This is a genomic window from Streptomyces sp. NPDC051051, from assembly GCF_040682975.1.
GTDB lineage: Bacteria > Actinomycetota > Actinomycetes > Streptomycetales > Streptomycetaceae > Streptomyces.
Map to the genome: position 1 here is coordinate 38,876 of NZ_JBFBCB010000046.1, position 25,297 is coordinate 64,172.

The 25,297-nt window shown below is 73.2% G+C and carries 15 protein-coding genes and 1 pseudogene; 10 read left to right on the forward strand and 6 right to left on the reverse strand.

What is annotated here, in order from left to right:
- Positions 1-128 precede the first annotated feature (128 nt).
- On the reverse strand, positions 129-1,337 hold the full coding sequence (locus AB0N31_RS28670; RefSeq protein WP_366061338.1) for a nucleotide sugar dehydrogenase: 1,209 nt from the start codon (positions 1,335-1,337) through the stop codon (positions 129-131).
- A 295-nt stretch (positions 1,338-1,632) separates the two neighbouring features.
- Between AB0N31_RS28670 and AB0N31_RS28675 the strand changes: the two genes are divergently transcribed.
- Positions 1,633-3,339 (forward strand): glycerol-3-phosphate dehydrogenase/oxidase, encoded by a 1,707-nt coding sequence (locus tag AB0N31_RS28675; protein ID WP_366061339.1) that lies wholly within the window; start codon positions 1,633-1,635, stop codon positions 3,337-3,339.
- A 140-nt stretch (positions 3,340-3,479) separates the two neighbouring features.
- Here the strand turns inward: AB0N31_RS28675 and AB0N31_RS28680 are convergent.
- Positions 3,480-4,137: pseudogene (locus AB0N31_RS28680) on the reverse strand (serine hydrolase).
- Between the two features lie 307 nt (positions 4,138-4,444).
- On the opposite strand from AB0N31_RS28680, the gene AB0N31_RS28685 reads away from it, so the two are divergent.
- From AB0N31_RS28685 to AB0N31_RS28715, 7 genes are all read left to right on the forward strand, one after another.
- Positions 4,445-6,550 carry a serine/threonine-protein kinase gene (locus tag AB0N31_RS28685; protein WP_366061340.1) on the forward strand — a complete coding sequence of 702 codons (2,106 nt, stop codon included), beginning with the start codon at positions 4,445-4,447 and terminating at the stop codon, positions 6,548-6,550.
- Between the two features lie 305 nt (positions 6,551-6,855).
- Complete coding sequence (locus AB0N31_RS28690) at positions 6,856-9,336, forward strand: protein kinase (RefSeq protein WP_366061341.1); 2,481 nt, start codon at positions 6,856-6,858, stop codon at positions 9,334-9,336.
- A 169-nt stretch (positions 9,337-9,505) separates the two neighbouring features.
- Positions 9,506-11,356, forward strand: a complete 1,851-nt coding sequence (locus tag AB0N31_RS28695; protein ID WP_366061352.1) for a protein kinase — start codon at positions 9,506-9,508, stop codon at positions 11,354-11,356.
- Between the two features lie 155 nt (positions 11,357-11,511).
- Positions 11,512-13,116, forward strand: a complete 1,605-nt coding sequence (locus AB0N31_RS28700) for a serine/threonine-protein kinase (protein WP_366061342.1) — start codon at positions 11,512-11,514, stop codon at positions 13,114-13,116.
- Between the two features lie 91 nt (positions 13,117-13,207).
- Positions 13,208-14,977, forward strand: coding sequence for a serine/threonine-protein kinase (locus tag AB0N31_RS28705; protein WP_366061343.1), 1,770 nt, complete (start codon positions 13,208-13,210; stop codon positions 14,975-14,977).
- Positions 14,978-15,447: 470 nt separating this feature from the next.
- A complete protein-coding gene (locus AB0N31_RS28710; protein ID WP_366061344.1) occupies positions 15,448-17,061 on the forward strand; it encodes a succinic semialdehyde dehydrogenase in 1,614 nt (537 codons plus the stop codon).
- Between the two features lie 137 nt (positions 17,062-17,198).
- Positions 17,199-18,974, forward strand: coding sequence for a GMC family oxidoreductase (locus AB0N31_RS28715; protein ID WP_366061353.1), 1,776 nt, complete (start codon positions 17,199-17,201; stop codon positions 18,972-18,974).
- Between the two features lie 124 nt (positions 18,975-19,098).
- Here the strand turns inward: AB0N31_RS28715 and AB0N31_RS28720 are convergent, their stop codons facing one another.
- Both AB0N31_RS28720 and AB0N31_RS28725 read right to left on the reverse strand, forming a co-directional pair.
- A complete protein-coding gene (locus AB0N31_RS28720; protein ID WP_366061345.1) occupies positions 19,099-20,115 on the reverse strand; it encodes an LAETG motif-containing sortase-dependent surface protein in 1,017 nt (338 codons plus the stop codon).
- A gap of 762 nt (positions 20,116-20,877) precedes the next feature.
- On the reverse strand, positions 20,878-21,159 hold the full coding sequence (locus AB0N31_RS28725; protein WP_366061346.1) for a chorismate mutase: 282 nt from the start codon (positions 21,157-21,159) through the stop codon (positions 20,878-20,880).
- Positions 21,160-21,480: 321 nt separating this feature from the next.
- Between AB0N31_RS28725 and guaA the strand changes: the two genes are divergently transcribed.
- Positions 21,481-23,061 (forward strand): glutamine-hydrolyzing GMP synthase, encoded by a 1,581-nt coding sequence (guaA, locus tag AB0N31_RS28730; protein WP_366061347.1) that lies wholly within the window; start codon positions 21,481-21,483, stop codon positions 23,059-23,061.
- Between the two features lie 39 nt (positions 23,062-23,100).
- On the opposite strand, the gene AB0N31_RS28735 is transcribed toward guaA, so the two are convergent.
- Both AB0N31_RS28735 and AB0N31_RS28740 read right to left on the reverse strand, forming a co-directional pair.
- Positions 23,101-23,604 carry a pyridoxamine 5'-phosphate oxidase family protein gene (locus AB0N31_RS28735; protein ID WP_366061348.1) on the reverse strand — a complete coding sequence of 168 codons (504 nt, stop codon included), beginning with the start codon at positions 23,602-23,604 and terminating at the stop codon, positions 23,101-23,103.
- The gene (locus AB0N31_RS28740; RefSeq protein WP_366061349.1) at positions 23,601-24,113 is read right to left on the reverse strand and encodes a hypothetical protein; all 513 of its coding nucleotides are present in this window, start codon (positions 24,111-24,113) and stop codon (positions 23,601-23,603) included. Before AB0N31_RS28740 ends, AB0N31_RS28735 begins: the two co-directional genes overlap by 4 nt.
- Before the next feature lie 298 nt (positions 24,114-24,411).
- Here AB0N31_RS28740 and AB0N31_RS28745 point away from each other — a divergent pair, with 298 nt between their 5' ends.
- Complete coding sequence (locus tag AB0N31_RS28745) at positions 24,412-25,206, forward strand: class II aldolase/adducin family protein (protein WP_366061350.1); 795 nt, start codon at positions 24,412-24,414, stop codon at positions 25,204-25,206.
- The last annotated feature ends 91 nt before the right edge of the window (positions 25,207-25,297 follow it).

Sequence of the window (25,297 nt, forward strand, 5' to 3'; positions counted from 1 at the left end):
CCATCAGGAGCCTGCCGCAGTGGCCACTGCGGTGGGCTCCACCTGTTCGTACGGTACCGGCGTGCCGCGCCGTGCCGTGCCGTACGCCACCAGTCTCCGGAGCCCGGGGCCGCCCCGTGCGCCCTGGCTCACAACCGGTGCGCCGCCCCCGTCGGCGTGGCCCCCCGCGTGTCGAGCAGCAGCTGTGCCTTCACCGAGAGGCCCTGGAGGTCGTACGTCCGGTGCTGCTGGAGGAGGATCGTCAGGTCGGCGTCGGCGGCGGCCTCGTACAGCGAGTCGGCGCGGGGGACCGGCCGGCCCAGGACGCTCCAGGACGGGACGTGCGGGTCGTGGTAGCTGACGGCGGCGCCGAGCTCCATCAGGCGGGTCGCGATCTCCCGGGCGGGGGTGCCCTGCTGGTCGGCGAGGTCGGCCTTGTAGGTGACGCCGAGCAGCAGCACGCGCGCGCCCCGCGCCGACTTGCCGTGCTCGTTGAGGAGGGTGGCGGCGCGCTGCACGACGTAGCGGGGCATGCGGCTGTTGACCTGCTGGGCGAGTTCCACCATGCGCAGGGGACTGCCGTGCTGGCCGGTGCGGTCCATGGGCACGGAGTGGCCGCCGACGCCGGGGCCGGGGCGGAAGGCCTGGAAGCCGAACGGCTTGGTCTCGGCGCACCGGATGACGTCCCAGAGGTCCACGCCCAGGTCGTTGCAGAGGACGGCCATCTCGTTGACGAGGGCCATGTTGACGTGCCGGAAGTTGGTCTCCAGGAGGGTCACCGTCTCGGCCTCCCTGAGGCCACGCGCGCGTACCACCTTGTCGGTGAGACGGCCGTAGAAGGCGGCGGCGGACTCGGTGCAGGCGGGGGTGAGGCCGCCGATGACCTGCGGTGTGTTGGCGGGCGTGAAGTCGCGGCGGCCGGGGTCGACCCGGCTGGGGGAGTACGCGAGGTGGAAGTCGCGGCCCGCGCGCAGGCCGGACGTCTCCTCCAGGAGCGGCCGCAGGAACTCCTCGGTCGTCCCTGGAGGCACGGGCGACTCCAGGATCACGGTGGTGTGCGGGCGCAGGTGTCCGGCCAGGGTGCGGGCGGCCGCCTCCACCTGGCTCAGGTCGAGCCCGCCGTCGGCGTCGCGCGGCGCGGGGGCGCAGATGACGGCGGTGCGTACCCGGCCCAGTTCGGCCGGGTCGGTGGCGGGCCGGAAACCTCCCGAGAGCATCCGGCGCAGCTCGGCGGGGCTCAGGGAGCCGGGCTCGGGCCCGGTGCGGTAGCCGAGCGTGGGGATGCCGGCGGCCACGGCGGCCTGGGCCAGGGGCAGGCCGAGCGGGCCGAGTCCGATGACGGCGAGATCTGCGGGCATGGCGTGGGCCGTCCTTCCCAGTAACCGAAGCGGGACAGGTGCGCAAGCCCGGTGGACAGGACGGGCGAGCGCAATGTCAGACTAGGAGTAAATATGACCGATTTGCGGGATTGATCGGCTGTGTTTTCCGGCAGGCCGACCACGGGCAGGGGCGCTTCCGCGGGGGTTGTCCACAGGCTGCGGGTGCGTGGTGGCTGAAGTCGGGCAACACGGTCACCATTGGGGCATGGGGGATACGGGCCGGGCCTCGCCCTGAAGGCGGTGCGCCCGGCGTGACCGACAGCGGGAGGCAGCGGTGAGGACAGCGACACTGGGGCCGGCGCAGCGAGCCGAGTCACTTGCGGCCATGGCCGAGCGCGAGCTGGACGTGCTGGTCGTGGGAGGCGGGGTGGTCGGCGCGGGCACCGCCCTCGACGCCGTCACCCGTGGCCTGTCCACGGGACTGGTCGAGGCGCGGGACTGGGCGTCGGGCACATCGAGCAGGTCGAGCAAGCTGATCCACGGCGGGCTGCGCTATCTGGAGATGCTCGACTTCGCCCTCGTCCGGGAGGCGCTGAAGGAACGCGGACTGCTGCTGGAGCGGTTGGCTCCACACCTGGTCAAGCCCGTGCCGTTCCTCTACCCGCTCCAGCACAAGGGCTGGGAGCGGCTGTACGCCGGTTCGGGTGTCGCGCTCTACGACGCGATGTCGATGGCTCGCGGCCACGGCCGGGGCCTGCCGACCCACCGCCACCTGAGCCGTCGTCACGCCCTGCGCGTCGCACCCGCCCTGAAGAAGGACGCGCTCGTGGGAGCCCTCCAGTACTACGACGCCCAGATCGATGACGCCCGCCATGTCGCCACCCTGGTGCGTACGGCGGCGGCGTACGGCGCGAAGACCGCCAACCGCGCGCGCGTGACCGCCTTCCTGCGTGAGGGCGAGCGGGTCGTGGGCGCGCGTGTCCAGGACACCGAGGGCGGCGGGGAGTACGAGATCCGCGCCCGTCAGGTGGTCAACGCCACGGGCGTGTGGACCGACGACACGCAGGGGATGGTGGGGGAGCGGGGACAGTTCCACGTCCGCGCCTCCAAGGGCGTCCACCTCGTCGTGCCCAAGGACCGCATCCACTCCTCCACGGGCCTCATCCTCCGCACCGAGAAGTCCGTGCTCTTCGTCATCCCCTGGGGCCGGCACTGGATCGTCGGCACCACCGACACCGACTGGGACCTCGACAAGGCCCACCCGGCTGCCTCCAGCGCCGACATCGACTACGTGCTGGAGCACGTGAACTCCGTCCTGGCGGTGCCGCTCACCCGGGACGACGTCGAGGGCGTCTACGCCGGACTGCGCCCGCTGCTCGCCGGCGAGTCGGACGCCACCAGCAAGCTCTCCCGCGAGCACACCGTCGCCCACCCCGTACCCGGGCTCGTCGTGGTGGCGGGCGGCAAGTACACGACGTACCGGGTGATGGCCAAGGACGCCGTCGACGCGGCGGTGCACGGCCTCGACCTGCGGGTCGCCGAGTGCGTCACGGAGGAGGTGCCGCTGCTGGGCGCGGACGGCTACCGGGCGCTGTGGAACGCGCGGGCGCGCATCGCCGCCCGGACCGGGCTGCACGTGGTGCGCATCGAGCACCTGCTGAACCGCTACGGCTCGATGACCGAGGAACTCCTCGACCTCGTCGCCGAGGACCCGACACTCGGTGAGCCGCTCCACGCGGCCGACGACTACCTGCGCGCCGAGATCGTCTACGCCGCCTCGCACGAGGGGGCGCGGCACCTGGACGACGTGCTGACCCGGCGCACCCGCATCTCCATCGAGACCTTCGACCGGGGCACCCGCAGCGCCCGGGAGGCGGCGGAACTGATGGCGCGGGTCCTCGGCTGGGACAAGGGCCAGATCGAGCGTGAGGTCGAGCACTACGAGAAGCGGGTGGAGGCCGAGCGGGAGTCCCAACGGCAGCCCGACGACCTGACGGCGGACGCGGCGCGGCTGGGGGCGCCGGACATCGTGCCGCTGTGAGGGCCCGGCGGTCTCGCGCGGGAGACTCCCCCTCACACGGTGCCTGTGTGGGGCCCGCGCGCACGGTGCCTGCGCGTAAGGCTCCGTGATGCTCCCGTCGGCCCGTGCGTGAGGCCGGCCCGGCGGGACCGCCTCCGGCTTCACTCGAACGAGTGCCGCCGGCCGGGATCTCCGTTCGGAGCCTGCTCGTTCTCATGGGTGCGGGGGCAGAACTCGGCGGCGAGCAGGGTCGGTTCGAGGTCGGGGTCTGCCATCGCCGTCGTGTTCACGCGGAAGGTGAGGACATGACGGCCGTCGACGGTGGCCGCGCTGCGCACGCAGCTGCCCTGGATCCGACCGTTGTGCCCCCACACGGTCACTCCGCAGGGCGGGCGCGCCGGAATCAACCCCAGGCCGTACGAGCCGTGTGCGGCGCGGGTGTCGAGCATCTTCACCCGCCGGCGCGGGGGAAGCAGTTCGCCGCTCCAGCGGGTCGGAGAGCGACAGCCTTCGTTCGGCGGCCAGTTGGACGATGGAGGTCGCGAGGAAGGTCTTGGTGACGCTGCCGGCCCGGAAGTGGTCGGACCGGGAGACGCCCGGCCCGGACTCGGCGTAGCGGGTGCCGCCCTCCTCGCCGGCCGGCAGGGCGGCGGTAGGGACCTTGCCCCGGGCGCGGAGCAGGGGGCAGCAACGAGTCGGCGGTGCCGGCGGTGACGGTCGTGTCGGCGCCGGGGTGGGGCTCGGGCGGGAGTCGGCCGTGGTGGGTCCCAGGGGGGCCAGGGCCACGGGGACGACCAGGAGTCCGCGCAGCGGTCGGATCACGGGGCTTCCTCCCCTTCCCTTCCACATCGTGTGCCTGATGTGCCCATCGTGCAGAGTCGGTGGGGAGGTCTCGCACCGGGGCCCTGAGCGGCCTTCGCGCCGGGTACCCGGTCGCGGTCCGGCTCACAGAAGGGGCTTTTCGTACACCGAACAGGGCTCGTTCCGCCTGTTGGCCGGAGTCTGCTGCACCTTCTGGCCGAAATGCGCCGGTCCTGAGGGGTGGTGAGGGGCACCCTGGGCGTCGGGCACTTGTCGGGTGAGGGACAATGAAGGCTCTGTCAGGGCGGGTTGCATGAGGGGACGCATGTCGGAGGCGGAGCGGGCGGGAGCATCCCGTCAGGACAAGAGCGCACGTCTCCTCGCCGGGCGGTACCGGCTGGGAGACGTACTCGGCCGCGGCGGCATGGGGACGGTGTGGCGAGCAGAGGACGAGACCCTCGGACGCACGGTCGCCGTCAAGGAGCTGCGGTTCCCGGGAAACATCGACGACGAGGAGAAGCGCCGGCTGATCACCCGGACGCTGCGTGAGGCCAAGGCCATCGCGCGGATCCGCAACAACAGCGCGGTGACGGTCTTCGACGTGGTCGACGAGGACGACCGGCCGTGGATCGTGATGGAGCTCGTCGAGGGCAAGTCGCTCGCCGAGGTCATCCGCGAGGACGGAGTGCTGGAACCGAGGCGCGCGGCGGAGGTCGGGCTCGCGATCCTCGACGTACTGCGGTCGGCCCATCGCGAGGGCATCCTGCACCGCGACGTGAAGCCGTCGAACGTGCTGATCGCCGAGGACGGCCGGGTCGTGCTCACCGACTTCGGCATCGCCCAGGTCGAGGGCGACCCGTCCATCACCTCGACCGGCATGCTCGTCGGCGCGCCCTCCTACATCTCGCCGGAACGCGCCCGCGGCCACAAGCCGGGACCGGCGGCCGACCTGTGGTCGCTGGGCGGCCTGCTGTACGCGGCGGTCGAGGGCACACCCCCCTACGACAAGGGCTCCGCGATCGCGACGCTCACCGCGGTGATGACCGAGCAGCTGGAGGAGCCGAAGAACGCGGGGCCGCTGCGGGACGTCATCTACGGCCTGCTCACCAAGGACCCGGTGCACCGGCTGGACGACGCCGGGGCGCGGGCGAAACTCAACGCGGTGATCCACGCACCGGAGCCCCGGGAGGCCGAGCCGGCGGACGCGACGAAGCTCGTGCCGCTGCCGGTGCAGCCGGACGGTTCCCAGAACCGGGCGGGTTCGTCCGGGGGAGAGGCGGCGGAGAAGCTGCGCGGGGCCCTGCGGTCCGTGCGGAAGGCGGCGGTCGCCGCCGGGGCGGCCACCTCGGCCGCCGCCCGCGCCAAGTCTGCCGACGCGTCGCCCGCTTCGGCGTCGCCGGGCACGCAGGAGGAGACGCGGGGCGGCGCGGCCGCCGGGGCCGCCACCTCGGCGTCGGCCGTGGCAGCCGCCAAGTCCGCGGGGGCCGCCCGCGGGAAGACGGCCACCACCGCGGCCTCCGCCGCCGTGCCGGTGGCCCGCGCCACGACCGGGGCGGCCGGCGGCGCCGGGGTCACGGGTCAGGAGGCTCGCGGAGCGAACGGGCAGCCTGCCGGGCGCAGTTCGGGATGGCCCGTGATGACGCCGCCGGACCTGCCGCCGCGGCCCGTCCCCAGGGCGCCGCTGACCGACGTGGTGCCGAAGCGGACGCTGGTGATCATCGCCGTGGTGGTGGCGCTCGCCGTCCTCGGCACGGTACTGGCCCTCACCCTCGGCGGTGGCGACGACGACGCGAACGGCGCGAAGACCGGCGGCGGTTCCTCGGCCGTCGCCAGCGACAGCGCCGCCGCCGGCACCAAGGAGGACGAGGACGGCGGGACGCGGACCGACGGCTCGGCGTCGCAGTCCGCGACGACCGGCTCGGCCTCCGGCAACAGCTCGCCCAGCAGCACCGCCACGGCCGGCGGCGCCGCTCCGGGCAGCTCCGCCACCGGCGCCGGTGCGGCCGTCACGACGTACGTGGGGAAGCAGGGCTACTCGATCGGCCTGCCCGCCGGCTGGAAGTACCAGTCCGCGAGCGCGGCGGGGGACCGCTTCACGGGGCCCGACGGACAGAAGCTGCTGGTGGCCTGGACGACCACGCCCAAGGACGACCCGGTCGCGGACTGGAAGAACCAGGAGCGCTACATGAAGCGCTCCCAGTACCAGAAGATCCGCATAGCGAAGGTGGACTACCGCGGCTGGAACACGGCCGACTGGGAGTTCACCTACGCGGACAGCGGGACGGCGTACCGGACGATCGACCGCGGATTCGTGGTCGGCGAGCACCTCGGGCATGCGCTGATGTACACGGCGAAGGCCGCCACGTGGGACGGTGCTCTCCGGGTGGACACCTGGAAGACGCTCACGGAGACGTTCACGCCGAAGAAGTAGCGTCGGGCGGGGCGGCTCGCGGCTCGCGGCCCCTGCTCGTCCGCGGCTCCCCGCTCGTCCGTCGGCGCGGCCGTGACGGGCGTCCGGCAGGCCTCCAGCAAGCCTCAGGCGGGCCCTCGGCGGGTTTTCGGTACGTGTTCGGTGCGTGAGATCCGGCATCCCCTCTTTCCGGGTTGCCTCCGGCACGTATCGTGAATGGCTGCGGACCGTACGCACCCGGCTGTTCGGCCGGATCCGGCTTGATTCGGCTGGAACGGCCCGCGGGACGAACGGATGTGACCGACCGGCCGGCCGGGGGAGGCATAGTGGACGACTATGCGGGACGGGTACTCGCCGACCGCTACCGCCTGCCGTTGCCGCCCTCCGACGAGTACGAACTCACCGAGACCCGGGCCTTCGACACCTACAGCGGGCAGGAAGTCCTGGTCCGTCAGGTGCCGTTGCCCGAGGTCGTCGAGGCCGAGGTGCTCGACGCGGAGGGGCTGCCCGAGGGGTTCACCGCGCGGGAGCGCGGAGCACGTCGGCCGGCGAGGGTTTCCGGCCCGGGCGCGAGCACGCGCCGGCCCGCCGATCCCGTCGTACGGCGGGCCGTGGAGGCCGCGCAGGCCGCCGCGGGCATCCCCGACCATCCACGGCTCGACCAGGTCTTCGACGTGTTCGCCGAGGGCGGTTCCCTCTGGGTCGTCAGCGAACTGGTGTCCGCCCGGCCGCTGGCGGCGCTGCTCGCCGAGAAGCCGTTGACGCCGTACCGGGCGGCGGAGGTCGCCTCCGACGTGCTCATGGCGTTGCGGGTGCTGCACGCGCACGGCTGGGTGCACCGCAACATCACCGCGCGCACGGTGCTCGTCTGCGACGACGGCCGGGTCATGCTGACCGGGCTGGCGGTCGGCGCGGCGGAAGAGGCGCTGTGCGGGTACGACCCGGTGCCCGTGGCCGAGGAGGAGGCGCCGGAGCAGCAGCGCCAGGGACAGCAGCCGCGGCGCGGGCAGGAGGGCGCCGGGCCCGGCGGTGCCGGTGGCGGGGATCCCGAGGCCGCGCGGCGGGCGGCGATCGAGGCGCGGGCCGCCGGTGGGCTGCCCGCCGCGGGAGCCGGGCCGGCGCCCGGGGCCTCCGGGGCGGTGGCTCACCGGCCCATGGAGACGGGCGGGGACATCCGTGCCGCGCGGGCCGGCGCGATCGCGGCCTACCGCGCGGGCGCACGGGCCGCGGCGCGGGTGCACGAGGCCCAGCAGGGCGACCGGGCGGCATTGCCGGGGGCCCGCACCCCGGTCGAGGGCGACACCGGCACCGGGCCTGGCGTCGCGGGCGCGGCGCCGTCGCCGTACGTCCTCGGCAGTGGTCCGGAGCAGGGACCGGGCGGCGCGCGGAGTGCGCCTCCCGGGCAGATCGCCGATCCCTACGGCGTGGGCGGCGCACCCGGCCCGAGACCGCTCGGGGACGGCGCGGTGCCGGTGCCGGCGCAGACCGGCGGCGGGGCACCGGTGGGGTCGCGCTGGGACGAGCCGACCACCGGGGCCGGGGCGCGGGGCGGGCCGGCCACGGCGCCGGCCGCGGAACGGGCGCGGCAGGCGCGGATGGCCGTGGTCGGGCCCGTCACCGAGCGCTGGGCGCCGGAGCAGGCCGTACCCGTGCACGAGAACTGGCAACTGGCCGCGCCCATCGGGCCCGCGACCGACCTGTGGGCGCTCGGCGCGCTGCTGTTCCGCGCCGTGCAGGGACACGCCCCCTATCCGGAGGAGTCGACGGCCGAGCTGGTGCAGCTGGTCTGCGCCGAACCGCCCGCCTTCGCCGAGGAGTGCGGGCCGCTGCGGCCGGTCGTGGAGTCGTTGCTGCGTCAGGATCCGACCGACCGGCTGGACTTCGAGGAACTGAGCGGCTGGCTGCGTTCGCTGGTGCGCTCGGCACCCGAACCGGAGGCGGGGACGTACGTCGTCGCCGTACCGCCCACCGACCCGCGCCGGCTGCCGATCGTGCGCCGCAAGGGCGAGCTGGTGCGCAGACGGCGTACGGGGCTGCCCGCGACGCACGCGCGGCACAAGCGGGGCCGGCCGGAGACGGGACGTTCGCCTCGCAGCCTGGGCCGCACCCTGGTCGTGCTGGTGCTGCTCCTGCTGGCCGCGGCGGTCGCCTATGCCGTGATGTTCATGCCCAAGGCCGACGAGGAGGGCACCGGCAGCGCGGGCGGTGCGGAGCGGACCGGTGCCGCGGGCCAGGTGAACCCGGCACCCGATGCCAGCAGCGAGCCCCGGCCCGACGACGGCAGCCCTCCGGCAGCGGGCAACAGCCCCTCCGCGTCGGCCTCCGGGGGAACCGAGACGCAGTCCGGCGGTCTGCCCGGCGGCTTCACGCTGCGCAAGGACGCCGAGGGCTTCCAGATCGCCGTCGCCGACGGCTGGGACCGCACCCCGAAGAACGGGCGCGGCCAGGTCGTCTACACCCACGCGGGATTCGAGCTGATCGTGGTGCCGGGGCGGGACTCCGCCGCGCGGTACGGCAGCGATCCGATGGCGTACCAGCGCGAGAAGGAGGGCGAGTTGCAGCCCTACCGCGACTCCAGCTGGGCGACCGCGTCCGGACTGCGGACCATCCAGGTGGGCGGACGGACCTCGGCCGAGGGGCAGTTCACCTGGACCGGCGGCGACGGGCGCGAGCTGTTCGTGCGCAACGTGGCGCTGCTCCTCGACGGGCGGTACCACGTCGTGCAGTTGCGCGGCCCGGAGGCCGAGCGGGACGAGGTGACGCGGTTGTTCGAGCAGGCGTCGGCCAGCTACCGCTACACGGGCTGAGCGACCGTCCGGTGACACCCGCGGTTCTCCGGGACGCCGATGGTTCCCGCACGCGGGCGGAAGCGACAACCGTCACAGTGCGGTCTCCGTGGCCCTCCGCAGGTTCCCCGGACGGGGGCCGGTCTTTACGCTGATCCTGTCAAGAGCATTGCGGGGCAACGTGAATCAGATGCAGGGCCTGCTCGTCGCGGGCCGTTACCGGTTGGTCGACGCCATCGGCAGCGGCGGCATGGGCCGCGTATGGCGCGCGCACGACGACCTGTTGCACCGGTCCGTCGCCCTCAAGGAACTGACCGCCGCGCTCTACGTCTCCGAGAGCGACCGTTCGGTCCTGCTGGCGCGCACCAGGGCCGAGGCCCGCGCCGCCGCGCGGATCAACCACTCCGCCGTCGTCACCGTGCACGACGTGCTCGAACACGACGGCCGCCCCTGGATCGTGATGGAGCTGGTCGAGGGCCGTTCGCTGGCCGACGCGGTCAAGGCGGACGGGCGTGTCGAGCCGACCGAGGCCGCCCGGATCGGCCTGTGGGTGCTGCGCGCCCTGCGTGCCGCGCACACCGCGGGCGTCCTGCACCGCGACGTCAAGCCCGGCAACGTGCTGCTCTCCGACGACGGCCGGGTCCTGCTCACCGACTTCGGGATCGCCCAGATCGAGGGCGACACCACCATCACCCGCACCGGAGAGGTCGTCGGGTCCGTCGACTTCCTCGCCCCCGAGCGCGTCCGCGGCCACGACCCGGGTCCCTCCTCCGACCTGTGGGCGCTCGGCGCCACGCTGTACACGGCGGTGGAGGGCCGTTCGCCCTTCCGCCGCACCTCGCCGCTGTCCACGATGCAGGCGGTCGTCGAGGAGGAGGCCGCCGAGCCGCGGTACGCCGGCCCGCTCGCCCCCGTCATCACCGCGCTGCTGCGCAAGGACCCCGCCGACCGGCCCGACACGGCCGGTGCGGAACGCCTGCTCGCGGAGGCGGCGGAGGGCCGCCGGCCCGACGAGGCACAGGCGTACGTACCGACGCAGTACACGGGGCCGGGGCCGGAGCAGGGGCAGGGCACCCGGCGCGGCGGGACGACCGCCGGGCCGGCCGGGGTGGCGGCCGGGGCACCGACCGGCGGGGCGACCCACCTCACGGACGGCAGCGGCACGCCGTACCCGTCCGGCTCCACGCACGCGGGCGGCACGCCGTACCCGTACGCCGGGGCGGCCGCGGGGCCGGGCATCCCCGCCTCCGCCACCCCGCCCTCCGCCACCCCCGCCTCCGCCACTTCCGTCCCGGCCGCCTCCGGGACGCACGTCCACCCCGTCACCGGCCCGACCGCCATCGGCCCGGCCGGGCCGGGGCCCGGGCAGGCCCCGCCGGGCCGGTCGTCCCGGCGCCGCCGGCTGCGTACCCTCGCGCTCGTGGTCGTCGTCGCCGCGCTGGTCGGAGGCGGTACGGCGGTGGCGCTGCGGACCTGGGGCGGCGACGGTACGGCGCGGGGTTCCGGTTCGCCGACCACCAGCCCCACCGCCACCGGCACCGGCAAGCAGAAGGACCAGGGCGCCGTCTCCGACGCCCGGGTGGACATCGAGGATCCCCTCGGGTTCGGGCTCTCGCTGCCCCGGACCTGGGAGCGGAAGCTGTTCCAGGACGACGGCGACCTCAAGCAGGTGGACTACTCGCCCGACGGCGGCGAGCACTTCGTCCGCATCGCCGTCGACACCTCCCCGGACTTCGACGACCCGTACGCCCACCAGCTCGACCTCGAACAGCAGCTCGAGCGACTGGTCGACTACGAGCGGGTCACCCTCGAGCGGAACACCTACCGCGACCGCGAGGGCGCCCGGTGGGAGTACACCTGGACCGCGCTCGCCAAGGACACGGACTTCCCCGGCCCGCGGCACGCGGTCGAGGAGGCGTACATCTCCCGAGACGGCACCGAGTACGTCATCTACATGTCCTCGCCCGCCGAGGACTGGGCGAGCACCGCCCGGCAGTTCACCTCGGTGCTGCAGAGCTGGCGGGAGCCGCCGGGCACCTGAGGCCTCTCGTTCGGACCAGGCCGGGCTCGCGGGGTCCGGTCCGATCCACACGAGGGACCCCGTCGGTCCGGCCCCGTCCCGGCGGGGCGGCGCCGCGCGTGACTTGGCCGATCAGCGCCCCGGAGGCGTGGCGTCCGGTGGGGCATGATGGGCGCATGGGGACCGAGGGGGACACCGTCCGGGTCATCGCGGGCCGCTACCGGCTGGAGGCGAGGCTCGGGCGTGGCGGCATGGGGATCGTGTGGCGGGCGACGGACCACCTGCTGGGACGGCGTGTCGCGGTGAAGGAACTGGTCCAGGACGACTCCCTGTCCGCCGAGGAGGCCCGCGCCCGCCGCGACCGGACGCTGCGCGAAGCCCGTGCGGTCGCCCAGCTCAGCCACCCGCACATCATCGTGGTGCACGACGTCGTCGTGGAGGACGAACGGCCGTACATCGTCATGGAGTTGATCGAGGGCGGCTCACTCGCCGACCGGATCGCCGAACGGGGCCCGATCGACCCGCGCGAGGCCGCCCGGATCGGCGCCGACCTGCTCGGCGCACTGCGCGCCGCACACGCGGCCGGGGTGCTGCACCGGGACATCAAGCCCGCCAACGTCCTGGTCGACTCCGCCACCGGGCGCGCCGTCCTCACCGACTTCGGCATCGCGCAGGTCGCGGGCGCCACCACCCTCACCGAGACGGGCTCCTTCGTCGGTTCGCCCGAGTACACCGCGCCGGAACGCATGTCCGGGGAGCGGACCGGTCCCGCGTCCGACCTGTGGTCGCTGGGCGCGCTGCTGTGCACGGCGCTGAGCGGCGAGTCGCCGTTCCGCCGCGACTCGCTCGGCGGCATCCTGCACGCCGTCGTCTTCGCCGACATCCGTACGCCTCCGCAGGCCGAGCCGCTCCTGCCCGTCGTACGGGGGCTGCTGGAGCGGGATCCGGACCGGCGGCTGGACGCGGAGCGGGCCGAGCGGATGCTGCGCGCCTTCCTGGACACCGGGCGCACGCCGGCCGGCCGGACCGGGTACCCGCCCACGCAGGCCGACCTGCCGCGCCAGCGGCCCGCCCGCCCCGCCTCGGACCCCCCGCTCCGCGAGCGGTCCGCGCGAGGCACGCTGGTGGCCGCGCTGCTGGTGGCGGCGATGGCGGGCGCCGGCGTGTCGGCGGCGCTGCTGTTCGACCGGGACGGCGGCGGGGGCGGCGCGCCGGCGAGTTCGGCACCGGGAGGACCGGGCGGCGCGGTGGGGACGACGTCCGGCGGCACGCCCGCCCCCACCTCCTCCGCGCCGCTTTCCCCCACTCCCTCCGCCACCCCGTCCCGGAGCCGCCCCAGCGCGCCCTCCGGCTACCGCGTCGTCGCCGACCCGGCCGGGTTCACGCTCGCCGTGCCGGAGGGTTTCACCCGGGATCCGCAGGGCGGACGGGTCTTCTACCTGTCCCCGGGGCAGATCTTCCGGCTCGGCGTGAAGGTCGGCGTGCCCCAGCCCGGCGGCCCGCTCGGGGTGATGGAACGCGCCGCGCTCAAGGGCCCCGACACCAACCCCGGTTACCGCGACGGCCGCGTCACCGAGACGACGCGCGCCGGACGGCCCGCCGCCCTCTGGGAGTTCACCTGGGACGGCTTCGACGCGGCGGAGGGCGCCCGGCACACGTACGACCTGTGCTGGGAGGACGGCGGGCGGCTGTACGACGTGTGGGTCTCGGCGCCGGTCGGCAAGGCGCGGGAGGCGCGCGAGTACTTCGACGTGGCCGTCGACACGCTCGTACCGGAATAAGGGGAGATAAGGGACGGGTCGCGTCACGGGTCTGTGACCGGTGGGGGCCACTGGTGGATATCGGCCCGCGTGGCGCGATATGGATGGACGCATGAGCCACAACGGGGGACCGGGCCACGGGGCCGACGAGACCACGAGTTTTGTTCTGCAACCGCCTCGGCAGGCACCGGCGCAGCAACCTCCGCAGGCGCAGCAGCCTCCGCAGGCGCAGCAGCCTCCGCGATCACCGCAGGCGTCCCACGACGCGCCGGCCCCGCAGCCCGGCAACCCCTACGCGATGCCCGCCCAGGCCGCGTCCGCCCCGCGGGAGAACGGTGTCGGGCGGCTCATCGCGGGCCGCTACCGGCTCCTCGCCAAGCTCGGGCACGGCGGCATGGGCACGGTGTGGCGGGCCAAGGACGAGACGGTGGACCGGGAGGTCGCCGTCAAGGAGCCGCGCGTACCGGACCACCTTCCCGAACGTGAACGGGCCAACGCCTTCGAGCGGATGCGGCGCGAGGCGCGGGCCGCGGCCCGGCTGGACCATCCGTCCGTGGTGAACGTCCATGACGTCGCGGTCGTCGACGGGCAGCCGTGGATCGTGATGGAGCTGGTCCACGGGCGGTCGCTCGGCGCCGCCCTGGAGGAGGGCACGCTCGGCGTGCGCGAGGCCGCCCGCATCGGCCTGGAGGTGCTCGGCGCACTGGAGGCCGCCCACGCTGCGGGCATCCTGCACCGGGACGTGAAGCCGGACAACGTGCTGCTCGGGCGGCACGACCGGGTCGTCCTCACCGACTTCGGCATCGCCCAGATCGAGGGCGAGACCAACCTGACCGACACCGGCGGCTTCGTCGGCTCGCCCGAGTTCATCGCGCCCGAGCGGGTGCTGGGCCAGCGCCCCGGCCCGGCGTCCGACCTGTGGTCGCTGGGCGTGGTGCTGTACGCGGCGACGGAGGGCGTCTCGCCGTTCCGCCGCAGCAACACCCCGGCGACCCTCCAGTCCGTCCTCAACGCCGCGCCCGCGCCGCCCACCGCCGCGCGGGGCCCGCTCGCCGAGGCCGTCGACGGCCTGCTGGAGAAGGACCCGGCCCGTCGCCCGCAGGCCGCGCAGGTCCGCGCCCTGCTGGAGCGCGCCGCGAACCCGCCCGCCCCGGCGCCCACCCAGCTGGTGACCGCACCCGGGAGCCTCACCGGAGCCGCGGCCGGCCCGATCGGCGGCTGGTCCGTCAAGGTCAGTGCCGGACGGGCCGGCTGGGGCCTGCGGGTCGGCACCAGGCTGTTCTGGACCGGGCTCGCGGCGGCGGTCGTCGCCGCCGCGCTCACGGCCTGGCTGATCGTCGCCGACCGCTCCGCCGGCGGGCTGCCCGCCGACTGGACGACGAGCGCCCAGAAGGACGTCACCGCGACGCTGGCGGTGCCGAAGGACTACGTGATCGGCACACCGGACCGGGAGTCGGACGACGACCACCGGGTCAGCTTCACGGATCCGAGCGGGGCCGTCTCGATCGTCCTGACCGTCGACCGCAAGGCGGAGGACACCGGCGGCGAGATCAAGGACTCCGCGGCCGCCGAGATGTACGAGGACAACGACGACTTCAAGTCCAACGGCAGCTACGCCCTCGACATGCCGAAGGGGCCGAAGACCGAGCCGAACGCCACCGCCGAGTACCGGGGCAGGCCGGCCGCCGAGAACACGGTCCGCTACACCACCGACGACACCCAGAACCCCCGCCCCCGCGAGATGCGGACTCTGTACTACAAGTCCACCGCCGGCGACATGTACAAGCTCACCATCGCCTACCCCGGCAAGGGCGACTTCACGAAGCGGGGCCAGGAGGTGGCGCGGACGGCGATCGCCCACCTCGACGTGGACGAGCTCTGACGGACCACGCTCGTGGTGGTCGTGTGACACGAGCGGCGCCGGGGATCCGAAAGACGTGGGACGGGCTCGACGGGGACGCGCGCACGCTGACGGCCCGGACCGTCTTCCGAGGCCGTGAGGCGGCGCTCGCCGACACCACCTGCGGCCGACACCACCTGCGGCCCGGACACGTCCCCGACCCGCGTGATGGAGCTGTTCGTGCTCGCCGACGACAGCCGGAGGTACGAGCTGCGGGTCGACCTGCCGAAGGACACCGCGGACGAGGAACGGGACACGGCCGTCTTCGCGGCGGCCCGGAACGGCTCCGGATCGGGGTGCCGTGGGACACGGGCCGCGAAAGAGGAACCGTCACGCACAACCCGCTGATCAGCGGGTTTGTTGCCAGTGACCACTGGCGTCGTGTGTGCGGTCGGTGAATCCCCGTTACCGACGGGTACCAAAAGCGTTCGCCACGTCATACCCTGCGGCACATGACGGACTCGCAGGCCCCGGAGAAGACCGGTACCAACCCCCTCGCCCCGACCCCCGCCGGCGCCCGTACCGCCGCCGACGTGGTGACCCCCCAGCTCGTCGCCCACCTCACCAAGGGCGTCGCCGGTTCCGGGCTCACGGCGAACCACACGCCGTTCACCGGCGAGAAGCTCGCCGACCTGCCCGAGTCCACCCCCGAGGACGTGCGGCGGGCGTTCACCGCGGCCCGGGCCGCGCAGGAGGTGTGGGCGCAGGTGCCGGTGCGGGAACGGGCCGCGGTCCTGCTGCGCTTCCACGACCTGGTGCTCCAGCGCCAGGGCGAGGTCCTCGACCTGATCCAGCTGGAGACCGGCAAGGCGCGCCTGCACGCCCACGAGGAGGTGCAGGCGGTCGCCGTCGCGGCCCGCCACTACGGCCGCAAGGCCCCCGCCTACCTGCGGCCGAAGCGGCACGCGGGCGCCATGCCGACGCTGACCAAGGTCACCGAGCTGCGTCACCCGCGCGGGGTCGTCGGCCAGATCGCCCCCTGGAACTACCCGCTCGAACTCTCCGTCGGCGACGCGCTGCCCGCCTTCGTCGCCGGCAACGCGGTCGTCATGAAGCCCGACACGGAGACCTGCCTCACCGCGCTGTGGGCCCGCGACCTGCTCATCGAGGCCGGGCTGCCCGCCGAGGTCTTCCAGGTCGTCATCGGCGAGGGCCCGGTCGTCGGCCCCGAGGTCGTCCGGCACGCCGACTACGTCTCCTTCACCGGCTCCACCCGCACCGGCCGCGAGGTCGCGCAGGGTGCCGCCGCCCGCCTGGTCGGCGTCTCCCTCGAACTCGGCGGCAAGAACGCCATGCTGGTCCTGGAGGACGCCGACATCGAGAAGGCCGCCGCCGGAGCGGTCCGCGCCTGCTTCTCCTCCGCCGGCCAGCTGTGCATCTCCATCGAGCGGCTGTACGTCCACGAGTCGATCGCCGACGCCTTCCTGGAGCGCTTCGCCGCCCGCACGAGGGCCATGCGCCTCGGGACCTCCCTCGCCTACGGCGCCGACATGGGCTCCCTCGTCGGCGAACGCCAGCTGGAGACCGTGACCCGGCACGTGGCGGAGGCCGTCGCCGAGGGCGCCCGGGTCGTCGCCGGCGGTGTCGCCCGCCCGGACATAGGCCCGTACTTCTTCGAGCCGACGATCCTCGACGGCGTCACGGAACCGATGTCCGTGTGCGGCGAGGAGACCTTCGGCCCGGTCGTCTCGGTCTACCGCTTCACGACCGACGACGAGGCGGTCGAACGCGCCAACGCGACGCCGTACGGCCTGAACTCCTCGGTCTGGACGAAGGACGGCCGACGCGGCCGCGCGGTCGCCGCCCGCCTGCGCACCGGCACCGTCAACGTCAACGAGGGCTACGCCCCCGCCTACGGCAGCGTCCAGTCGCCCATGGGCGGCATGAAGGACTCCGGCCTCGGCCGCCGCCACGGCTCCGAGGGCATCCTCAAGTACACCGAGGCCCAGACGGTGGCCCAGCAGCGACTGCTGCCGATGGCGCCGGCGCTGGGCATGGACGACGAGAAGTACGCGGAGTTCATGAGCCGCAGCCTGCGCCTGATGAAGGCGTTCCGCTTCCGCTAGACAGCACCCGTTCTCGACGAGGAGAGCACGTGTCACAGGAGAACTCCGCCCAGCCCCGGGACGAGGACGGCCCCGGCCACCGGGACGCCACGGCCGACGCCGGGGCCGGCATCGACGCCGAGGCCGACAGCGACGCCGTGGACGACGCGTACGACTACGACGTCGTCGTCGTCGGATCCGGCTTCGGCGGCTCGGTCACCGCCCTGCGCCTCACGGAGAAGGGGTACCGGGTCGGCGTCCTGGAGGCCGGCCGCCGCTTCACCCGCGAGTCGCTCCCGAAGAACTCCTGGGACCTGAAGAACTACCTCTGGGCCCCCAGGCTCGGCATGTACGGCATCCAGCGCATCCACCTGCTGGGCAACGTCATGGTCCTGGCCGGCGCGGGCGTCGGCGGCGGCTCCCTCAACTACGCCAACACCCTCTACGTCCCGCCGAAGCCCTTCTTCGAGGACCCCCAGTGGCGGCACATCACCGACTGGCAGGAGGAGCTGGCCCCCTACTACGACCAGGCCACCCGCATGCTCGGCGTGCGCCTCAACCCGACGACGACCCCGTCCGACGTGCACCTCAGGGCGGCGGCCGAGCGGATGGGCGTGGGCGACACCTTCCACATGGCGCCGGTGGGCGTGTTCTTCGGGGACGGCGAGGACGCCGACGGTTCGGTGACGGCACGGCCCGGCGAGCAGGTCGCGGACCCCTACTTCGGGGGCGCGGGTCCCGCCCGCAAGGCCTGCAACGAGTGCGGCGAGTGCATGACCGGCTGCCGGCACGGCGCGAAGAACACCCTCAACGAGAACTATCTCTACCTCGCGGAGAAAGCGGGCGCCGTCGTCCACCCCCTGACGACGGTCGTCTCGGTCACCGACGACTCACGAGGCGGGTACGCGGTGGCGACCCTCCCGACCGACGACCGCCGCAGGTCGCGCGGCCGCACCTTCACGGCCCGCCGGGTCGTCCTCGCCGCCGGAACCTACGGCACCCAGACCCTGCTGCACCGCATGAAGGCGGGCCGGCAGCTGCCGTACCTCTCCGACCGGCTCGGTGAGCTGACCCGCACCAACTCGGAGGCGCTGGTCGGCGCCCAGACCGACGACCGCCGCTACCGCAGGGCGACCGGGCGGCCGAAGGCCGACTTCACGCGCGGCGTCGCGATCACCTCCTCGATCCACCCGGACCCGCACACCCACATCGAGCCGGTCCGCTACGGCAAGGGCTCCAACTCCATGGGCAGCCTGTCGATCCTCCAGGTGCCGTACGCGGAGGGCTCGTCGCGGGTCGCCGGCTGGCTGGCGAACGCCGCCCGCCATCCCGTCCTGGTGCTGCGCTCCCTGTCCAACCGCCGCTGGTCGGAGAAGACCATCATCGGCCTGGTCATGCAGTCCCTGGACAACTCGCTGACCACGCACCTGAAGCAGACCGGTGTCGGCAAGGGCCTGCTCACCGCACGCCAGGGGCACGGCAGTCCCAACCCCAAGCAGATCAAGGCGGCCTCGGAGGCGGCCGACGCCCTCGCCGCCGAGATCAACGGCTTCGCCGGTTCCAACGTGGGCGAGCTGATGGGGACCCCGCTCACCGCCCACTTCCTCGGCGGCTGCCCGATCGGCGACTCCCGCGAGACCGGCGTCATCGACCCGTACCACCGGCTGTACGGCCACCCCGGCATCTCCGTCGTGGACGGCGCCGCCGTCTCGGCGAACCTCGGCGTGAACCCGTCGCTGACGATCACCGCCCAGGCCGAGCGTGCGATGTCGTACTGGCCGAACAAGGGGGAGCCGGACCCGCGCCCCGCGCAGGGGGCGGCCTACGAGCGGCTGAAGCCGGTGGAACCGCGCGACCCGGCGGTCCCGGCCGAGGCGTTCGCGGCCCTGCGGCTGCCGTTCCTGGGGATGCCGACGGTGCCACCGAAGAAGTAGCCGGACGCGGAAGCCGCGGGGGCCGAACGCGGAAGAGGAAGTCACCGGACACGGAAGGAGGGACCTGCGCCCCCCTCCGAGCGCAGGTCCCTCCTTCACGGTGGCCCCAGGGGCCTTGTCAGGCTTACGCCTGTGTCCTGCGGCGGCGCGCGGTGAACACCGCACCCGCACCGGCGACGACGGCGACACCGCCGACCAGGCCGATCATCGGCAGCACGGAGTTGGAGCCGGTCTCGGCGAGGCTGCCGGTGGCGGGGATCTCGTTGGCGCCGCCCTGCGGCTGCTTGCCGCCCTCGGGAGCCTGGCCCTCGCCCGGCTTGGCCTCACCCGGGTCGTCGTTGCTGCTGCCGGGCTTGAGCACGGTGAACTCGTAGAGCGCGAAGGAGCTGTGGACGCAGTTCTTCTCCGCGTCGACGTAGCCGCCGAGGCCCAGGGTGAAGCCGTCGCCGGCCGGGGCCTTCGCGGTGATGTCGACGCGCAGCTTGATGTCGACGGTCTCCTTGGGGCCGAGTTCCGTCTGGCCGAAGTAGAAGCCGTTGCCGAAGTCGTCCGCGATGGAGTCCCAGGCCTTGGCCTGCGGGTCGTAGTACTCGATCTTGGCGTAGGTGCTCAGCCAGGTCCGCTCGTCGTCGCTCATCGACTCGTTGTCGATGGCCGCGAGCCACTGCACGGTGCCCAGGGCCTCGTCGCTGTGGTTGGCGGCGGTGAGCTTGAAGGTGTGCCACCCGCTGCCTGCGACGATCTTGCCGGGCAGACCGGACACGGACAGTTCCAGCTGGGAGTCGACGTCGACGCCGTCCTCGTCGACCGGGCAGTCGTCGGGGAATTCCGACGGCTCCCCGCCGGGCGAGGAGGACGCGGACGCCGACGAGGAAGAGGAGGACGACGGGGAGCCGGTCGGCTTCGTCTCCTCGGAGGCGGAGGCCGAGCCCGACGCGGACTCGGAGGCGGACTCGGACGCGGAGGCGGACTCCGAGGAACCCGCCGAGTCGGACGGCGAGGCGGAGGTGCTCTCGGACGACGACGCGCTGGGCGACGCCGTGCCGCTCTCCTCGGCGAAGGCGGTCGGCGCCGACAGCAGGGCCAGCGGCGCGAGGACGGCGGTCGCGGCCATGGTCACCACGGCTCGGCGGAGCTTCATGAAAAGAGACCTCGATCGATGCGGTGCGTCACGGCGGCGAGGCCGCGGCGCGGTTGAGGAGGCCTTCCGCATGGGGGAGCGGCTGATGGCCCTGAGTTCGCTAGGTGTGACCGACCGAGCCTGTGAAGAGTTGCCCTCTCTTCACGCGCTTCTTATGTGGCATGCGTCACACCGGCATGGCGAAGGGCCCCGCGGGACGGATCCGCGGGGCCCTTCCTTACCCTCAGCACCGGCGTCAGGGCGGCGCCGGTGCCTGTGGAGCGGCGCCGGGGGGTTGCGCCGCTGGCTTGTCGAGCTTCCGCGTCCGTGCCGGGTGGACGCCGGAGCGCACACGGGGTGCGTGACTGGTCCGGACCTTTGGTGACCGGCGGGGACACAACGCCACTCATCGGGGCACAGCACGGGAGAGTGGTGCAATGCGGTTGTCCCCGGCGGGACTTGGGGCTTTCTGCGCATCGTGCTGGATGAACGCGGCGCCCGCAACCGTTTGACCCGGCCCTTGTGCGTTTTGCCCTTCCCGCCGGCCGGCCCCGAGCGTCCCCGAGGCCGGCCGTTCTCTTGGGTGACCGGGCTGCTGTCCCCTGCCGTCCGGTCACTTCCCCGGAGCGAGGTCCCACGGCGCACGGCACGACCCGTACGCCTCATCGCTCCAGTGAGCCACGCGTGGTTCTTCCGGGCCCGCCCCTGGCTGGAACGGACACCGGGACCAACGAAGCCGTCCGGGACCGGTCACGCGCCGTACGGGTGAGAGGGGCACCGAACTCAGATGCGACCCCGGCACAGTTCGAGGAGCGTCATGGCGAGCGACGTGCCGGGCTTGCCGAGGGCCCGTCGGTAGTGGTCGAGGATCTCCATCTCGCGGGACAGGTTCACGCGCCGGCCGCCGGAGGTGATCCGGGCCTCCTGGATCACGGCGGACACGGCGACCCGTTCCTGGATGAGACCGATGATCCGGTCGTCGAGCGCGTCGATGCGCTCACGCGCGCCGGTGATCACGCCGGCGGCCTCGGGGGTGCGGGCGCCGGTCACGTCGGTGGCGGTCATGGGGGCTCCTGTGGTGGTGGATGCGGATGCCCCGGAACGGCAGGACCCGGGAGAAACGACAGGCGCCCCGGGCCTTGTCGGCCCGGGGCGCCTGGGAAGTCGCTGCCTCAGCTCAAGCAGCACGACCATGGCAGCCGGCGGGCCGGGTGCCATAGGTAAAGACGAAGGTCGCGTGCGAAAGCATGGGGCCAGTATGCCACGGCGGTTCACCGGCGACGGGGGGCCGCGGGCCCGGCGGTCCCCGGCGACGGGACCGGTTCCGCGCCCACCTCGGTAGAATTGGCCAGCACAGAGACTCCGCCCAACCGCCGGAAGGCCCCCGTGTCCACAGCGACTCCCGCTGCCGCCGCCCCCGACACCGTCCTGGTCGTCGACTTCGGCGCGCAGTACGCCCAGCTCATCGCCCGTCGAGTCCGCGAGGCGCGGGTCTACAGCGAGATCGTGCCGAGCACCATGCCCGTCCAGGAGATGCTCGCCAAGAACCCGGCGGCGATCATCCTCTCCGGCGGCCCCTCGTCCGTCTACGAGGAGGGCGCCCCCCGCCTCGACCGCGCGATCTTCGAGGCCGGCGTCCCCGTATTCGGCATGTGCTACGGCTTCCAGCTGATGGCGCAGACCCTCGGCGGCACCGTCGACAACACCGGCGCCCGCGAGTACGGCCGCACCGACCTGCACGTCTCCCGCGTCTCCTCCACCCTCTTCGAGGGCACCCCGGCCGAGCAGGCCGTGTGGATGTCGCACGGCGACGCCTGCTCCGCCGCCCCCGAGGGCTTCACCGTCAGCGCCTCCACGGACGTCGTCCCGGTCGCCGCCTTCGAGAACGACGAGAAGAAGCTCTACGGCGTCCAGTACCACCCCGAGGTCATGCACTCCACGCACGGCCAGCAGGTGCTCGAGCACTTCCTGTACCGCGGCGCGGGTCTCACCCCGGACTGGACCACCGGCAACGTCATCGACGAGCAGGTGGCCGCCATCCGCGAACTCGTCGGCGACAAGCGCGCGATCTGCGGCCTGTCCGGCGGCGTCGACTCCGCGGTGGCCGCCGCCCTGGTCCAGAAGGCCATCGGTTCCCAGCTGACCTGCGTCTACGTCGATCACGGCCTCATGCGCAAGGGCGAGACCGAGCAGGTCGAGAAGGACTTCGTCGCCGCGACCGGCGTCCAGCTGAAGGTCGTCGACGCGGAGGAGCGCTTCCTCACCGCCCTCAAGGGGGTCTCCGACCCCGAGGAGAAGCGGAAGATCATCGGCCGCGAGTTCATCCGCGTCTTCGAGCAGGCCCAGGCGGAGATCATCGCCGACGAGGGTCCCGAGGTCGCGTTCCTGGTCCAGGGCACCCTGTACCCGGACGTCGTCGAGTCCGGCGGCGGCACCGGCACCGCCAACATCAAGTCCCACCACAACGTGGGCGGACTGCCCGAGGACCTCGAGTTCCAGCTCATCGAGCCGCTGCGCAAGCTGTTCAAGGACGAGGTCCGCATGGTCGGCCAGGAACTCGGCCTGCCGGAGGAGATCGTCCAGCGCCAGCCGTTCCCCGGCCCCGGCCTCGGCATCCGCATCGTCGGCGAGGTCACCAAGGACCGCCTCGACCTGCTCCGCGACGCCGACGCGATCGCCCGCGAGGAGCTGACGGCGGCCGGTCTGGACCGCGAGATCTGGCAGTGCCCGGTGGTCCTGCTCGCCGACGTCCGCAGCGTGGGCGTCCAGGGCGACGGCCGCACCTACGGCCACCCGATCGTCCTGCGCCCGGTCTCCTCCGAGGACGCCATGACGGCCGACTGGTCGCGCCTGCCGTACGACGTCCTCGCGAAGATCTCCACCCGGATCACCAACGAGGTCCGTGACGTCAACCGGGTCGTCGTCGACGTCACCTCGAAGCCGCCGGGCACCATCGAGTGGGAGTAGGACCCCTGGCGCAGGCCCCCTGGAGCAGGCCCCGCGGGGTCAGGTCCGCTTGAGAGTGCGCACCGTCTCTCCGGGCTTCCAGACCTGGGCGACCAGATACGTGTCGTCCTCGACGTAGGTCCGCACGACCTCCGTCAGCTCGGTGCGGAAGAGGTGGAACGGCTGCGGCGGTTCCACCTCTTCCACGTACCCGGCCCGTGCCTCCCCGTCCTCGACCTCGACGGCCCGCCCGCCGACCCGTACGTCGCCGCCGCCCATCCCGGTGCCCTCGCCCGGGTTGGCCTGGAGCGAGAAACGGGGGTCGCGGCGCAGGTCGAGCACCTTGAGCGAGCCCGGCATCATGCCGAGCCACAGCTCACCGTCCAGGAAGCGCACCTCCAGGCCGCTGGTGCGCGGGGAGCCGTCCCTGCGCAGGGTCGCGAGGACATGGTGCGTGAAGGCGCCGAAACGGTCCTCGACGACCCGTGCGAATTCCGGCTCCGCCTCGGCGAACACCGCCCAGTTCACCGCTGTCGCGGAACGTGCTGTCGTGCGTGCTGTCATACGGCGAGTGTGGTGCCGATACCAGACATCTTCTGTCCGGTATTGCGGGGATCGCGTGTCGCGCCGGGTGGATCAGACGGTGTGCGGTGTCGGCCGCACGTGGCGCCCCGGCCCGACCCGTCCGGCACGGCCGTGCAGCCCGCCGCGACGAGCTGCCGCACCGGCTTCGCCCGGCGCGAGGCGTTGACCCGCAGGGTGCCCAGCAGACCCGGCGGGGTCAGGACGGCGAGCGGGGGCAGCACGGCGTACTTCCCGGTCAAGGGCGCCCTCAGCGGGAACAGCGCGGCGGAGCCCCAGGCCATGGCCGGCAGCTGACCGCGGTTCACGGCTGCCTCCAGCGCCTCGTGACGGATGAGGGCCGTGAGCAGGCCGACGTCCGGCTGTGCCTCGGGGACCGGGGCGAGCGAGCCGAGGTACATGCCCGGTACGGGACGCCCGGCGCCCGGGTCGGGGAAGGCCGCGGTGTTCGCCGCCGCCCGCTGCCGCGCCCAGGCGGTGGTGTCGCGCACCAGGGTGACGTGGACGATCCGCTGCCTGCCGACCAGCCTGACGCCCGCGTAGCGGAAGCCGTGGCACTCGGCGACGTACGCCGGCGCGCCGAAGGTCCGCCACTCGGCGAAGGGGTGGACGAGTCCGACCTCGTCACGGCTGGTGATCTACCGTACGAGGGAGGCGGGATGCCGGTCGGTGCTGCTCACGTCGTGCTCCACAGGTGACGGAAATCATCATCTTTGCGTAACGGCTCTGCCCTTTTTCCCTGACCGACGGTAACTTCCGCCCGTAACGCATCCCAGTGCTGGAGGACCGATGCACGGGCCCACGTCTCCTGCCCCGCTGCCCACCGACCGACTGCGGTTCGCCATGCCGCCGATGCACGAATCGGTCGAGGACGAGCGCCGGCACCGCAGGGAACGGCTCGCGGGCGCCGTGCGGATCTTCGGCCGGTACGGCTTCGAGGACGGGGTCTCCGGACACATCACCGCACGCGACCCCGAGTACAGCGACTGCTTCTGGGTCAACCCGTTCGGCGTGCCCTTCAAGCACGTCACCGTGAGCGACCTCGTCCTCGTCAACGCCGACGGGCAGGTCGTCGAGGGCCGTTACCACGTCAACCAGACCGCCTTCACCGTGCACGCGCAGGTGCACGCCGCCCGGCCGGACGTCGTCGCCGTCGCCCACTGCCACTCCGTCCACGGGCGCGCCCTCGCCGCCCTCGGCGAACTGATCGACCCCATCACCCAGGAGAGCTGCGCCTTCTACGAGGACATGGCGCTGTACGACGCCTACACCGGCGTCGCCGTCGACGCCGAGGAGGGGCGGCGCATCGCGGCCGCGCTCGGCAGCCGCAAGGCGCTGGTCCTGCGCAACCACGGGCCGCTGACCGTCGGCGACTCGGTCGACGCGGCGGCCTGGTGGTTCCTGTCGATGGAACGCTCCAGTCAGGTCCAGCTCACCGCCCGCGCCGCCGGCCGCCCCGTCCTGATCGAGCACAAGGCGGCGGTGGCGACCCGGGAACAACTCGGCGGCGACCTGCTGGCGTGGATCAACTACCAGCCCCTGTGGCAGGACATCAGCCGCAGCGAACCCGACCTGCTCGACTAGGGCGTGTTTCGAAAGTCCCGTCTGCCCGGCGACGCCTGGCACGCACGCTCGCCGCGTTGTCGGGATCGCCCCGATACAACCAGTATCGGGG

What these genes read in the sequence shown, in the direction of transcription:
- AB0N31_RS28670 (WP_366061338.1), bottom strand. Translation starts at nt 1,337, where the DNA reads ATGCCCGCAGATCTCGCCGTCATCGGACTCGGCCCGCTCGGCCTGCCC.
- AB0N31_RS28685 (WP_366061340.1), top strand. Translation starts at nt 4,445, where the DNA reads ATGTCGGAGGCGGAGCGGGCGGGAGCATCCCGTCAGGACAAGAGCGCA.
- AB0N31_RS28695 (WP_366061352.1), top strand. Translation starts at nt 9,506, where the DNA reads ATGCAGGGCCTGCTCGTCGCGGGCCGTTACCGGTTGGTCGACGCCATC.
- AB0N31_RS28700 (WP_366061342.1), top strand. Translation starts at nt 11,512, where the DNA reads ATGGGGACCGAGGGGGACACCGTCCGGGTCATCGCGGGCCGCTACCGG.
- AB0N31_RS28705 (WP_366061343.1), top strand. Translation starts at nt 13,208, where the DNA reads ATGAGCCACAACGGGGGACCGGGCCACGGGGCCGACGAGACCACGAGT.
- AB0N31_RS28710 (WP_366061344.1), top strand. Translation starts at nt 15,448, where the DNA reads ATGACGGACTCGCAGGCCCCGGAGAAGACCGGTACCAACCCCCTCGCC.
- AB0N31_RS28720 (WP_366061345.1), bottom strand. Translation starts at nt 20,115, where the DNA reads ATGAAGCTCCGCCGAGCCGTGGTGACCATGGCCGCGACCGCCGTCCTC.
- AB0N31_RS28725 (WP_366061346.1), bottom strand. Translation starts at nt 21,159, where the DNA reads ATGACCGCCACCGACGTGACCGGCGCCCGCACCCCCGAGGCCGCCGGC.
- AB0N31_RS28735 (WP_366061348.1), bottom strand. Translation starts at nt 23,604, where the DNA reads ATGACAGCACGCACGACAGCACGTTCCGCGACAGCGGTGAACTGGGCG.
- AB0N31_RS28745 (WP_366061350.1), top strand. Translation starts at nt 24,412, where the DNA reads ATGCACGGGCCCACGTCTCCTGCCCCGCTGCCCACCGACCGACTGCGG.